General features: G+C 41.8%; 13 protein-coding genes. 9 read left to right on the plus strand and 4 right to left on the minus strand.

All coding sequences use genetic code 11. The features are described from left to right. Positions 1-19 precede the first annotated feature (19 nt). From hflX to AC1U9U_RS04030, 4 genes are all read left to right on the plus strand, one after another. A complete protein-coding gene (gene hflX, locus AC1U9U_RS04015) occupies positions 20-1,612 on the plus strand; it encodes a GTPase HflX (RefSeq protein WP_479959260.1) in 1,593 nt (530 codons plus the stop codon). 34 nt (positions 1,613-1,646) lie between these two features. Next, complete coding sequence (locus AC1U9U_RS04020) at positions 1,647-2,909, plus strand: methionine gamma-lyase family protein (RefSeq protein WP_479959261.1); 1,263 nt, start codon at positions 1,647-1,649, stop codon at positions 2,907-2,909. Positions 2,910-2,919: 10 nt separating this feature from the next. Further along, positions 2,920-3,474, plus strand: a complete 555-nt coding sequence (gene lepB / locus AC1U9U_RS04025; protein ID WP_479959262.1) for a signal peptidase I — start codon at positions 2,920-2,922, stop codon at positions 3,472-3,474. 70 nt (positions 3,475-3,544) lie between these two features. Further along, positions 3,545-4,630 carry a D-alanine--D-alanine ligase gene (locus AC1U9U_RS04030; RefSeq protein ID WP_479959263.1) on the plus strand — a complete coding sequence of 362 codons (1,086 nt, stop codon included), beginning with the start codon at positions 3,545-3,547 and terminating at the stop codon, positions 4,628-4,630. 103 nt (positions 4,631-4,733) lie between these two features. Here the strand turns inward: AC1U9U_RS04030 and lexA are convergent, their stop codons facing one another. Next, positions 4,734-5,345, minus strand: a complete 612-nt coding sequence (lexA, locus tag AC1U9U_RS04035) for a transcriptional repressor LexA (RefSeq protein ID WP_479959264.1) — start codon at positions 5,343-5,345, stop codon at positions 4,734-4,736. Between the two features lie 165 nt (positions 5,346-5,510). Here lexA and AC1U9U_RS04040 point away from each other — a divergent pair, with 165 nt between their 5' ends. The 5 genes from AC1U9U_RS04040 (at position 5,511) to AC1U9U_RS04060 (ending at position 10,060) form a co-directional block, all read left to right on the plus strand. Next, complete coding sequence (locus AC1U9U_RS04040; protein ID WP_479959265.1) at positions 5,511-5,849, plus strand: LysM peptidoglycan-binding domain-containing protein; 339 nt, start codon at positions 5,511-5,513, stop codon at positions 5,847-5,849. Between the two features lie 57 nt (positions 5,850-5,906). After that, positions 5,907-6,743, plus strand: a complete 837-nt coding sequence (locus tag AC1U9U_RS04045; RefSeq protein WP_479959266.1) for a M23 family metallopeptidase — start codon at positions 5,907-5,909, stop codon at positions 6,741-6,743. A 105-nt stretch (positions 6,744-6,848) separates the two neighbouring features. Next, the gene (locus AC1U9U_RS04050; protein ID WP_479959267.1) at positions 6,849-7,910 is read left to right on the plus strand and encodes a D-alanyl-D-alanine carboxypeptidase family protein; all 1,062 of its coding nucleotides are present in this window, start codon (positions 6,849-6,851) and stop codon (positions 7,908-7,910) included. 107 nt (positions 7,911-8,017) lie between these two features. After that, positions 8,018-8,239: a hypothetical protein gene (locus AC1U9U_RS04055; RefSeq protein WP_479959268.1), complete on the plus strand. Its 222-nt coding sequence runs from the start codon at positions 8,018-8,020 to the stop codon at positions 8,237-8,239. A gap of 834 nt (positions 8,240-9,073) precedes the next feature. Then, positions 9,074-10,060 (plus strand): tyrosine-type recombinase/integrase, encoded by a 987-nt coding sequence (locus tag AC1U9U_RS04060; protein ID WP_479959269.1) that lies wholly within the window; start codon positions 9,074-9,076, stop codon positions 10,058-10,060. Here AC1U9U_RS04060 and AC1U9U_RS04065 read toward each other — a convergent pair. From AC1U9U_RS04065 to AC1U9U_RS04075, 3 genes are all read right to left on the minus strand, one after another. Then, a complete protein-coding gene (locus AC1U9U_RS04065) occupies positions 10,057-11,655 on the minus strand; it encodes an ASKHA domain-containing protein (RefSeq protein ID WP_479959270.1) in 1,599 nt (532 codons plus the stop codon). The genes AC1U9U_RS04060 and AC1U9U_RS04065 overlap by 4 nt on opposite strands. Further along, positions 11,652-12,635, minus strand: a complete 984-nt coding sequence (locus tag AC1U9U_RS04070) for a YkvI family membrane protein (protein ID WP_479959271.1) — start codon at positions 12,633-12,635, stop codon at positions 11,652-11,654. The genes AC1U9U_RS04065 and AC1U9U_RS04070 overlap by 4 nt, the downstream gene beginning before the upstream one ends. A 524-nt stretch (positions 12,636-13,159) precedes the next feature. Beyond that, positions 13,160-13,558 carry a hypothetical protein gene (locus AC1U9U_RS04075; protein ID WP_479959272.1) on the minus strand — a complete coding sequence of 133 codons (399 nt, stop codon included), beginning with the start codon at positions 13,556-13,558 and terminating at the stop codon, positions 13,160-13,162. Positions 13,559-14,021: the final 463 nt, after the last annotated feature.

Raw genomic sequence — 14,021 nt, forward strand, 5'->3', positions numbered from 1 at the left:
ACCAGAAGCGGAGGTTCAAATGGATATTTTAGGTGATATCGCCGGGATCCGCGGGACCCAGCTTAAAGAACTCAAGGATTTGACTTCGCTCCGGACAGAACGTCCGGAGCTTATCCATTACGATTTATTAGAAGGCATCTGCGCCTTGACCAGCCTATGGAATAAAGAAATCGCTCTTTATATCAATCGTTCGGGAGTTGTAACAGCTGTAGCCATCGGCCAGCAGGCGGCAGTCAATCTGCCGCCCCTGCCACCTCGTCAAGCCGGCAGATTGCGCTGTATTCATACCCATCCCAGCGGTAATGCTCAGCTCAGCCCTATGGACTTAAGTGCTTTAAGCTCTTCCGGGCTGGAAAGTATGTGTAGCTTGGGAGTAAAAAACGGTCAAATTACCGGCATAGAGATTGCCTTTCCGGTGGATGCCGAATTCCAAATCATTTCTTTAACTCCCAAAGAGTTTAAGATTTTTTCCTATGATCAGGCCCTCCTCGATTACCGTAGCCGTCCCATTACCTCTATTCCAAAAGTTAATGACCGGGAAAAGGCTTTTCTGGCGGCACTGGAAGATGAGGAACTTGGCAATAAACTATTGGCAGAACTCGCTGAATTAGCACGCACCGCCGGAGTTGAAGTGGTAGGACAACTGCTCCAACCTAAACGTTTCGGCAGCCCAGTTAGCTACCTGGGCAAAGGAAAGCTACAGGAATTAACCCAGTTAATACAAAACAGTGATGCCAACGTGTTAATCTGCGATGATGAGCTCCTGCCCGTCCAACTGCGCACTTTGGAGCAGGCAACAGGTATTAAGGTCCTTGACCGCACCACCTTAATTCTCGATATATTTGCCCTCAGGGCTAAATCCCGAGAAGGTAAGCTCCAGGTTGAACTAGCTCAACTTAAACATCTTCTCCCACGTCTCTCCGGACAAGGGGTAAACCTTTCCCGCTTGGGGGGGGGAGTAGGGACTAGGGGCCCTGGTGAATCCAAACTGGAAATGGATAAACGCAGGGTTCGCAAGAAAATCAATCTCTTAGAAAATGAACTACAGGAAATTCGTAAAGTCCGCAATACCCAAAGAAGTCAACGGGAGAAAAGCGGGATTCCCTTAGTTGCTTTAGTCGGCTACACCAATGCCGGCAAAACAACTTTTCTTCAAAAAGCCATGGAACAGACTAGCTCCAAAGGGGAGGTTATTCATGGAGAGGACAAGCTATTTGCTACTTTAGATCCGGTGATTCGTGGCATAAGAATCAACCAAAAGTCCAGTATCTTACTCAGTGATACCGTGGGATTCATTCAGAAACTACCCCATCAGCTTCTCCATGCCTTCTTGGCAACCCTAGAAGAGGTTCAGAATGCCGATCTATTGATTCATGTCTTGGATGCCAGTGATCCCCGCGCCCTTGAACACGCAGACACGGTTCAGGGTATTCTCGGCCAGTTGAATTGCAGCAATAAACCCCGGATTACCTTGCTCAACAAAATTGATAAAATAAACCATCCTTCGGATTTAAGTCGTTTAGCTCAAGAGCTTTCTCATCCTATACCCATTTCCTTGATCGAGAACGGTTCTTTGGTTCCTGTATGGAATAAAGTTCTTGAACTCCTCTAATCTGAAAGATGAAGCCATCTAGGAGGTTTCACCATTGTTTTTGGATAATTTACCGAGTAGAATAAAAGAGGCTGAACTACACGCTGAAAAAGTCTTGAGGCAACAAGAACAAGTAATTTTGGAGATTGCCGAATATAATCATCAAAAGGTTCTGGAAGCCTTCCAAGCTGAGAAAGTAACCACCTATCATTTACAAGGTTCTACAGGATACGGCCTGGGAGACAGCGGACGGGAAGTCTTAGACCGGGTGATGGCACGGATTCTCGGCACTGAATCCGCCCTGGTCCGTGGGCAGTTTGTCTCGGGGACCCATGCTATTGCCGCAGCCTTGTTCGGTGTTTTAAGACCCGGAGACCACTTTATCTCCGTTTCCGGTGACCCCTATGATACCTTGGAAGAAGTAATCGGCATCCGGGGAACAGGGCAGGGAAGCCTTAAAGATTTCGGGGTAACTTATGATGCCATTCCCTTAAGTGAAGATGGTCAAATCCAGTATGCTTTGTTTGCTGGTTACATTAAACCAAATACTAAAATGTTGATCCTGCAGCGCTCCCGTGGTTACGCTTGGCGCAATTCTTTGGACATGAGCCGGATCGCTGAGCTGGTCAGCTATGTTCGTGAGCATTATCCTCAACTGATTATTTTTGTTGACAATTGTTATGGTGAACTGGTGGAAAAATTGGAACCCGGAGATGTAGGAGTGGATCTCTGCGCGGGGTCATTGATCAAAAATCTTGGCGGAAGTATTGCCCATACCGGTGGCTATATTGCCGGTCGCGAAGATCTTGTCGAGCAAGCAGCCTGCCGCTTAACCGCCCCCGGAATCGGCGGCGAAGTAGGGGCAACTCTTAACTGGCAATTACAGCTGTTCCAAGGGCTTTTCTTCAGTCCCCTTACCGTAAGCGAAGCAATCCGTGGGGCAATTTTTTCCGCCGCTTTTTGGCAAGCCTTAGGATTTGAAGTCAATCCGCTTCCGGACGCTCTGCGTACAGACTTGATTCAAGCCGTTAGGTTGAACTCCAGAGATCGTATGATTGCTTTTTGCCAAGGTTTTCAAAAAGGCTCACCCATTGATAGTCATGTTTTGCCCATTCCTTCCGGCATGCCCGGCTATGAGGATGAGGTGATTATGGCCGGTGGGACCTTTATTCAGGGAGCAACCAGCGAATTCTCCGCCGATGGACCAATCCGCGAGCCTTATATTGTCTATCAACAGGGAGGAATCTCCATGACCTATGTTAAATTCGGCAATATCTTAGCCGCTAAGCAACTTTGGGAACAGGGATTACTAAAGTGAGGTGCCAAGCATGGAAAATCAACAGGAGATGAACAAACCCGGAAAAAGCACTTTAAGATATATTTTTGAAATAATCGAGATAGTAATCATTGCCTTTGCCTTGTCTTGGATAATTCGTACCTTTGTTTTAGAGGCACGAGTCATTCCAACCGGCTCTATGCTACCGACTATTCAACTTCAAGACCGTATTATTGTCGATAAATTCTTTTTTAAGCATTTCGGTCAGTTTAAACGAGGAGATATTATCGTCTTTCATCCACCCGCCAGTGCTCACTCCACCGATGACTTCATTAAACGCTTAATCGCTTTACCGGGAGATACCATCGAAATCAAAAACCATAAAACCTATATTAATGACAAGGTTCTAGACGAACCCTATCTTATGGAGCCACAGATCAAGAATATTGAGCCTCTTGTTGTACCTGAGGGTTCCGTATTTGTCATGGGAGACAATCGGAATAATAGTGCCGATTCACGGGAATGGGGCTTTTTACCTATAGAAAATATTTCAGGGATGACCTTAATCCGCTATTGGCCCTTAAAACGATTCGGAACGATAGACTGATCGTGGAAGCTTTGCACCGGTTCGCATATAGTATAGAGTAACAAATATGCAGAGAGAGGATGGGTACATAATGCAGCGTCAAAAGATAATTATTCTTTTCGGAGGACAATCCGGAGAGCACGAGGTTTCCCTGAACTCTGCCGGTTCTGTACTCAAAGCAATTGATTACGGAAAATACGAAGTTCAAACTATCGGCATAACCAAGACCGGACAGTGGCATTGGGGAGTTAAGCCTGAAGACTGGCAACAAGATCCGTCTACACGGGGTATTATTGTTAATCTGGTTCATGATCCTTGTAATCCTCGTTTTATAGCCTTAGATGGGGGCAATCTACCCAATGAGGGCAAATTCGATTTAATCTTTCCCGTTCTCCATGGTCCTTTTGGAGAGGACGGAACCATCCAGGGATTATTTGAAATAGCCCATGTCCCATATGCTGGATCAGGAGTTCTTGGTTCTGCCTTGGGCATGGATAAAGATCGCATGAAAGCAGTTTTTGCTGAATCCGGACTACCCCAAGCACCTTACCTTACGGTACTTAGATCTACACTTCAAGAAAATATGGATATAGTACTTAAAGACATTGAAGAAACCCTTGGGTATCCCTGTTTCGTCAAACCTGCAAATCTAGGTTCCAGTGTGGGAATTTCCAAGGCATGCAATCAAGAGGAACTTCTATTTGCTTTAAAGCTTGCCGCAGAATACGACCGTAAAATCGTTATTGAGCAAAATATCACCGGACGGGAAATCGAACTTAGTGTGCTGGGCAATGATGAAGCAAAAGCCAGCATACCCGGTGAAATTCTTCCCTCCAAAGACTTTTACGATTATGAAGCGAAATACTTAGATACAGGGTCACGGTTGGTGATTCCCGCACCACTGGAATCTAATGTAGTGGATAGGCTGCAAACCATGGCTGTTCAGGCCTTCCATGCCGTTGAGGCTTCGGGCTTGAGCCGGGTGGATTTTTTTGTTACCGAAGATAATCGGATCTATATCAATGAAATCAATACCATGCCGGGATTTACCAGTATATCCATGTATCCCAAACTCTGGGCAGCCAGCGGAATTCCTTATTCTGAACTAATCACCCGTTTGATAGAACTAGGGTTTCAACGCTTCGAGGATACACATTCGCGGAAGATATCCCGCTAACTGCTTTTAACAAATCTGAAATAATGAGACATTTGAAAAGCCGAATCCCTTGACTTCCAAGGGATTCGGCTTTTCGCACTAACGGAATGTAATTGTAGCCGTCTTAGTGTAAGATCCGGAACACCCCGATCACTTTACCTAAGATGGTAACATCTTGAGAGTAAATCGGCTCCATATAAGGATTCTCCGGCTGTAAACGAATTAGTGTCTTCTCCTTAAAAAAGCGCTTTACTGTAGCTTCTTCGCCAATCATGGCCACGACAATTTCCCCGTTATGAGCAACTTTTTGCTGCCGGACCAAAATAAGATCTCCATCCATAATACCGGCATCAATCATACTCTCACCCTTAACTCTAAGCATGTATACCGTGTCGGAGTTAACCAGGTCACTAGGGAGCGGGAACATATCTTCGATATTTTCTTGAGCTAAAATTGGTTGCCCAGCAGTAACCTTCCCGATAATCGGAACAAAAACAGTCCTTTTTTCAGCATCACTGGAGCAATCTAATATTTCAATAGCACGAGGTTTCGTTGGATCACGACGTATGTACCCCTTTTCCTCCAGGGTTTGTAAATGCCCATGAACGGTTGAGCTTGACATTAATCCCACAGCATCGCCAATCTCGCGAACAGAGGGAGGATAACCTTTTTCACGAATTATCCTTTTTATAAACTCAAGAATATCGGTCTGCCTCTGTGATAAATCAGGATACACCCTAATCCCTCCCTTTTTTATATGCTTATTTTAGCATTAAAATCTAAATACTGCAAACAAATGTTCGAAAAAAGTATTGACGAATTCTAGTGTTTCCCATATACTGTTCTCAGGAACCTACGTTCGTATATTCTTGAATAATAGAGAACATAAAGGGGGATACACATGAGTACTTGTTCTTCCGTTCGTCATTATCGAAACTATCGGATGCGAAAATTACAGAGAGAATTGTGTTCTTATCTTCTTCTTTTTTTTGTGATATTCGGGGGCATGGGATGGTTTATCTGGGATTGGCAACAAGCAAATAACCAGGTTGAAAGTTTGGTTTACCAACCTCAAATCGTCCAGGCCGGTGATACTCTGTGGTCCCTGGCAGAGGATTCCGGTTTAAAAATTGATACCCGCACCTTGGTGCTCAAAATCATGGAGTATAACCAGCTAAATGATACCACGATCCAAACCGGCCAGGTAATCTATACCCCAATTGCACCCAATCATCCCTAGTAGTTACTTCTAACCTCGATTCTCATCCCATATGATGCAATGTAAGGGGTGAGATGTATGAAAATCAGAAGAGGATTCGGCTCAGGCCGCAAGCCTTGGACTTTACTAATAAAGATAATTTTTCTTTTGGCAATTGGATTATCCCTATGGAAAGCTTTACATAAGCCACCGGTGGTCTCGCCTGATATCTATCCTTACCTTAATAATTTAGCCGCTGAACTTGTTTTGCTTAGTCAAAAAGAAGGTCAAAGCCTTTCATCTACGGGCTGGGCTGACTTAATAGCCATTCGCAGCACACTTCCGGAAGATCAGGAACGTTATTTAACCCAACAACTGCAGCAAGGTATTCCATTCAAAAATCTTTCTTGGCAAAATGACTGGATTCAGATCAATGAAGACACGATCAAACAAATCTCTTGGCGAAGAAGTATCCTTTTAAAATATCCCTACTACGAACCAAATCGCTTTGTTTTCCCGGTAATCGGTAAAGTATGGTTTATTGATACTTTCGGCGCCGACCGTGAAGGGGGGGCACGACGCCACGAAGGAACAGATATATTTGGGGCGGAGGGAATACCAGTCATTAGCGTTTGCGATGGCAAAATAGAAAAATTAGGTTGGAACAGACTGGGAGGAGAGCGAGTAGGGATTAGGGGAGAGGATGGCAATTATTACTACTATGCTCACTTACAAATCATCAACCCTAATCTAAAAGTCGGCCAAAGAATTAAGAAAGGGGATTATTTAGGAACTCTCGGCCATACCGGAGATGCCTTGACTACCCCTGATCATCTACATTTTGGTATTGAGTTACCTAATAGTGAATGGGTCAACCCATATCCTTTCGTAAATGTATGGCATACGAACCAGGATAAAGGAAAGCTTGCTCCTTAAGTAAAAATTGCTTATGATATAAGGGCGATCAATACAATCGCCCTTATATATTTTCCTAAATATGGTTTGACGCATACCTGGTAAATTCAAAAAGAAAGGTAACTTATGAGTAAAAAGCAAAGAAGAAGAATCTCTATAGCCCTATTTTCAATTATCCTCTTAGCCCTAGCCCTTATTCCGTTTTATCCGGCTTTGTCTAATATTCCGGGATTCCCAAGTCTATTAAAGGCCCAAAATTCTATTAATCAAATTGAAGCTAATTCTCCTAAGGATAAGGCTAGTAATAGTAATAGTAATAACAATACCGCCACTACCGTTACGGCAAACACATCTGAAAATAACCAAGGTCCTAAAACCTCCAAACCTCCCGAAGATTCGAGCTATTTAATGTTAAACCTCCGAACAGGGGAGAGGCTTCTAGCCAAAAATGAAGCTATGCGTATGGCACCGGCCAGCACAGTTAAGCTCTTAACCGGAATCCTTGTCCGGGAAAAACTTCAAGCTGATAAATTAATAACGGTAGGGGAAGAGGTAAAGGTAGAGGGATCGATGCTTGGTCTCAATCCCGGCGATAAGATCCTTGTTAGTGATTTATTCACCGCCATGTATGTGGGAAGTGCAAATGATGCGGCAAACGCCTTAGCAGTAGCCGCTTACGGCACTATGGACGACTTTATTAAGGCCATGAACCAATATGCAGTTAAACTGGGTTGTACTGACACCCAATTTCAAACCGCAAACGGTTTTCCTGCACCGGAGCAGTACACAACGGCTCAAGATTTAGCCATTATAGCTGCCGAATTTACTAAAAAGAAAGATCTTATGGACTATGTTAATAAAAAAGAGGCAACTATAGAATGGACACATGCAAAAGGGTGGAAGCAGGTCCGAGATGTATTTAACACCAACCAACTACTTGGCATCTACCCAGGAGATCTAGGCCTAAAGACAGGAACCACCACTGAAGCAGGCCAGTGTCTAGTTACTTATATCACAAGGCCGGATGCAGATATTTTACTGGTTTTATTAGGAAGTCAACAACGTTATTCTGATACCACTGATTTATTGGACCAGGGATTGGCAAAGATTCGAACTCGCTCAGCATTAAAAAATATTACGAGTAGCCCGGAAACACTATATGATATACCTGGATTTTTTGTACAGTAATGATGATAATCTAGAGTTCATTCAGGCAATAATAGCTATTGAATGATTATGAACCTAGTCATAACATAATCTAAGCATGTAAGAAACATTTTATGGAGTGTAAAGCAATGAAATCTTATGGCGAACCCTGTATACTGGAAAGCCGCCTTTGTACGGAATGTGGCGAGTGTGATCTCTGTGAGCTAGACAGTTCTAAAACCTGTGATAATTGTTGCCAGTGCATTGACACAAAAGCTGACTATGCAGAAATCGGGATTGACGAAATCCTCATGAATACTGAAGATATTGAAAATGAGATTCCTCGAAAATCATTTAAGTTTAAACATTAGTTTATAATTTAAATTTTTAGCCTTAAGTTAACCGGCTAGACTTTAGTAGTCGATCACAAGTCTAGCTGGTTAATTACCAGGAAGGGGGTATTTAAGAAAATAATTTTTGGGTCCTATAATTGATATTATGTAAAGTAGATCTAGAAATACCGGAGAGGGGTATTACAAAAAGCCCAATTTAGACTGATTATGCGACCAAAATTGTTCCGTCAGTCTACCGGGCTATTTAGCTTCGTATTTTTTAGTATTACTATCACCCAAAATCAGAAATCGCTTTGCATTTTAATTTTTGTATGTTACTGAGTAATATTGGTCGTTCGATTAGTCCTTTTTACAATACGTATAGTAAAACTTATTCTCTAGGAGACTTTATTTGGCTCTATAATTATGAGCCTAGTATGATTGATTATACAATGATATTTGGTTCGAGTCTGGATCACATTAACCTGCCATAGGATCTAGCCTCTAGGAGCCTCCAGGAGCTTTGTGCGGCTATGCAATTATGACCCCGGTAAAGCAATTACTGTATTTAGAACGAGCTTCTTAACAGGCTCTGTAAGCTTTTATTCTTTATTGATTGTATTTATAGGTATTCAAAATTAAGTATGGTGCTCAGAGCTTTGTAAACATGTTAGGTTGGTATTTCAAATAATTTTCAATCTAAATTTCCATGCAATGTGTTACCCTTTTTACCAGCACTCTTCCAAAGACAACTCTGCGCTAAATATCGTTTTCGTGCATAGTTGTTTTTGCTTAAGCTTTTTATTAGAATTGTATTGCGGAAGATAAAATATTTGCAAACTATCATAAAAAATTAGCACGGGAAGGTGAACTATGTTGGCTAATACGTATAATAATCCCCTACCCTCTTATGCATGTACATATATTAATCACTTGGGAGTAATTAACAGATCTCCACATACTCAAAAAGCCTACGCTGAAGAACTCTTTCATTTTTTGAAATTTTTATGTAACTACAAAACGAATTTCCCTTCCTCCCCCGCTTCGGTAACTATTGATCAAATTAAGCAAATTCAACATACCGATATCGAAGCTTATTTAAGCTGGGCACGAACCCAAAGGAAAAATGGAGTCAGGGCCTTAGCCCGTAAACAAGCTGCGATCAGGTCTTTTTATCGTTATTTATTGCGTGAGGACTTAATCATTAAAGACGTTACTATGAAACTTAATCCCATTTCGCAGAATCAAAAAGCACCCAAAGCCCTAGAACCGGAACAAGTTGCTGATTTAGTAGATATTATCGAGACCGGGGCCGGCTTAAGCGAAGGCCAACTCAAGTACCATACATATACTGAGAAAAGAGATTACGCTATATTTTTAACTTTCATAGGAACCGGTTTACGCCTCAGCGAACTATATAGCCTCAATATTCAAAGCATCGACTTTAATAAGGGAAGTTTTTCGGTAATGCGTAAAGGAAATAAGGAAACGAGCATATATTTTAACTCTGAGATAGCAGAAGCAATACTGGATTATATTAATAAAGAGCGCCACCGTTATCTGAGCAAGCAAACAGATGCCCTCTTCCTTTCTATCCAAGGAAATCGAATGAGCAAACGGGCGATTCAAAATCTTATAAATAAGTATATGGCAATCCTCCAAAGCTTTGGTCATAATACTGAAGGTTTTAGCGCCCATAAATTGCGCTCAACCTTTGCCACTCTTCTCCTCCGGGAAACGGAAAATTTAGCCATTGTTCAAGATGCCCTTGGGCATAGTGATCCGCGAACCACCCGGATCTATGCCAAGGTCCTAGATGAACAATTAAGACGGGCAGCAGACCATATCAAGTTTCGCTAAAAGACTCCCTTTGCTAATTTCTCCTTAACGCTCGGGAATAGATCCATATTCGTATGGGGCAAAAATCTGCTTCCTCCGAATTTTTCCATGAACTTGTTGTTGGCATTCATTTCAAAATAAGTAACCCAATTCGCGACTTCTTCGATCTCCTTTCGCTTATGATTGGAAAGCAAGACTAGACGTGCTCCTTCACCTGAACTATTTCCTAAACGGATCATCTGTTCTCGAGGAAGATCTGGGTAGAGCCCAATAGTGATAGCAGATTCTATAGGAAGATACTGGCCAAAGGCACCTGCTGCATAAAACTTAGTGATTTCTTCCCATCGACAACCGACGCTTTCAATCAATACTTCGAGTGCTGCGTTAACTGCCCCTTTTGTAAGCATCAGACTATTGATGTCTTTTTGACTTAGATATATTTCCCTACCATCTGCACTTTCGCCGGGGCTAACGATAACAAAGCGCTCTCGTCCATCTGTAAATCGAGCCACACGATTGATAATCCCGTTTAAGAACAGTTCTGCTAATGTATCAATTAATCCAGATCCGCATATTCCTCTTGCCGGTGCATTATCGATTGTTGTATATTGGACGTTATTTTCTGCGTCGATAGTCACATGATCTATTGCCCCTTGTTCTGCTCTCATGCCACATTCTGTTACTCCGCCTTCTAAAGCGGGGCCGGCTGCCCCAGCACATGCAACCAACCATTCTTTATTTCCTAAAATAAACTCGCCATTAGTCCCAATATCAACAAGCAGCGAAATCTCCTCTTGTTTATGTATACCACTAACCAGGACCCCTGCTAAGACGTCACCGCCAATATAGCTACCGATGCTTGGTAAACAATATATAGGAGCAAGAGGATTAATATCTAAGCCGATTTCATGAGCATGGAAGATTTCCGGATTATTCACTAGGGGTATGTAAGGGGCCCGACAAATTGAACTCGGGTCCAAACCTAATAAGAGATGAATCATCGTGGTATTGGCACCAATACACACCCCGCTAATTTTTTGGGTACGTAGTGAAGATTGATTACACACTTCTTTAATAAGCTTGTTGAGTGTATCAACGATTAATGATTGCAGCACTTTTAAGCCTTTTTCTTCCCCGGCAGCCATAATACGGGTTAGTATATCATCCCCAAGCTTAATTTGGGCATTATAATCCGAGGCTTTGCCTATAATCTCACCATTGACCAAATTTACTAGATATATGACGACTGTGGTTGTCCCAATATCAATGGCTAAGCCCACATTAAAATCCGAAGTATCCCCAGATTCCAGATCAATTAATTGATAACTCTTAGCTTTTCCATCGTCATCGATTTCACTATTTGCCGCCAGCGTCACTGTCATAACTCCATGACTACTACGGGTATGCTTTAAAACATCATTATTAAGGGTCAAGGGAATCGATACCGGAACACCTAGCATTTGCGATAAAATTTGACGGAGGGTATCAACCATGCCCCGATTATTCTGTGCACTACGGTGCGATACATTTAGGCATAGTTTTCGAGTCATTGGATCTAATTCAAAATCATTAACTTCTACTTTATCTGATAAGATCACCGGTCGATAGCTAGTCATGTTTGTCCCCCCTCCTTCACCACAAACTCTTTAACTGGCATAATTTCTTTTTTCAGTGCAAAATAATGTAAACTGATTCCTATCATTGCAAAGAAACTTAAGTACCCGCAGATCGGCAACAACACAGCTATGAGTTCCTTAAAACCCGCAATGCTTATAACAAAAGCCAGAATTACTAACACAAGGATCGAAGTCCTCCCATTAATACTCCTCCCTTTAAAAATTCCAAACCTCTTAATACGAACATTTACTCCGAAAAGACAGGATAAGGCACTGCCGAACATACCAAAAAACAGCAATATGGCATATACAAAACCCCAAATAGGATGTATTGACTCGGCAAGTTTAAGCATTGGCAGTTGAGTATCCTTAATCATCTCTAGGTGAAAAATCAAAGGAAGTAAAATACAGGCGAAGATGATTATAAGTAGGACAGTACCCTGGAAGATACCGCTCCGAATAGTTTTTTCTGCATTAACATCAGGGGCAATTGGTACTAATACTGAAATTGCGGCGATCATGTTATAGGAAACAAAGGCGACCATCGAAAACAGCCAGTTACCTAGCAAGGGATTCACATCGGAATATGGTGTGGAGCCAGGATAGATTCCATCGAAACTAATAAAAGATAAAAGGCTGGTAATAACTGCTACTAGGATTAACAGTGGCACAGTAATACTAAAGGCTGTAAGTACCCCTTTTGCCTCCCAAAGAGCCACGACAGCCAATATGATTACCATGATTCCACTACCCACAATTTTAGGAGTATTAAACAATTGATTTAATAAAGCCCCTGCTCCCGCAGTCATAATAACGACAACGCCGAATAAAAAAATGATGAATACCCCTGTGAAAAAGCCCCTTAGCCATGGATTTTCTCTTTTTACAATGATTTTATCGAAATCTCGAAAGCCTGTGCGTTTTCCGATAATCATAGCAAAGTTACCAAACATAAAAAATAAAAAAATCGCTAAAGCCATTCCCAGGAGTCCATAGCCCCCAAATTCAGCAAAAAACTGCATAAGTTCTTGTCCGGATACAAAACCGGCACCTAAAAAGCTACCGGTAAAAGCCACGGCAATCTGACGAGATGTTATATTCATTTTCACTAAGATAACGCCCTTCCAAAACCAGCTGGAGTGTATTTTCATCTATTATTCTACTTAAGCATATACAATACCTCTAGAACGTTTAACAAAAAACAAAACCAGTTCTCCTCTAATCATTCATTAATCTGCAATTGCATCTTAGAGGTGCGAATAATCTAGCACTAGGCAGTACACCATATACGCAATGATTCCAATCACGTTAAAAAATCTTTTCACGTTTTATACTAATTCTAAAAATGATGACAAGACACTTTCATGTGACAATATTTAACTTTTAAGAAGAGAATGATAAACTATGCTACCAACTGAAGTACTTAGAAAAGAACATGAGGCCGTTTTAATGGTTTTAAACATTTTAGATAATATCAGTCAAAAGAATTACAAAAACGGTATAGTTAACGCGATGAAACCCCATCTATAGCTTTTAATTGATAAGCAATGGACGATATACCAAAGCCTATGGACTTTACGATATTTCCTAGAGCCGCTAACCTGGTGCCTTCCGCTGTTGTCTCCGAGGTTTGGGTATTCTTAGAGGTCTCTTGATCAATTAATCTAATTACGGAAACATGTGCAAAAAGAACGCTAGCCAAAAAGAATAACCAGCTTGCTGAGGCTATCGTAGAGGCTGATTTGTTTCGCGGTGGATTTACCTGACCAGGTGGTTTACTTAGTAACGCGTTTTCGGCTTGAAAGTTTGAGACAAAAGCTAAAATTGTGCCGAGAAAAAATAGAAAGTCCCCTGTTCTTTCTTCATAGATTAAATTCAGCTCGTGTTGCTTCTGATCCGGCAATTTTACCCCTCCCCCCACTCCCAGCAAATCTCTTATACTTATTCTATGTAGATAGGAAACTAAGTGGTTCTTATTTATGGTTCATTGCGGTTGCCTTCGAACTCATTACTTCCACTAACCGGGTGTATTAAAAGGGTCCCTTACCCCAGCATTACAATCACTTATGCTATAGTCATTTGAGATATAGATTTGTGCCGCCAATCCTTAAAATCATTGTCCCAAAAACGAATATCATAATTGTTTGCCAAACCCAGCTGAAATCCATATACCACCATCACCTATTGCCATACTGTTGCCACATAATTTTTAATAATTATTTGGTATTATTTGAAAGCGTTCAGAATCTATTCGTCAGTGCAGATTTCCTAATAGTGATAAAATACGAAAAAGGAGGGCCTCCAGCTACTTCAGAATAGTAGCTGGAGGCCCTCCTTTAGGCTTTTTCTTTATGGCTTAATATACT

This window comes from Desulfitobacterium sp. (assembly GCF_982384815.1).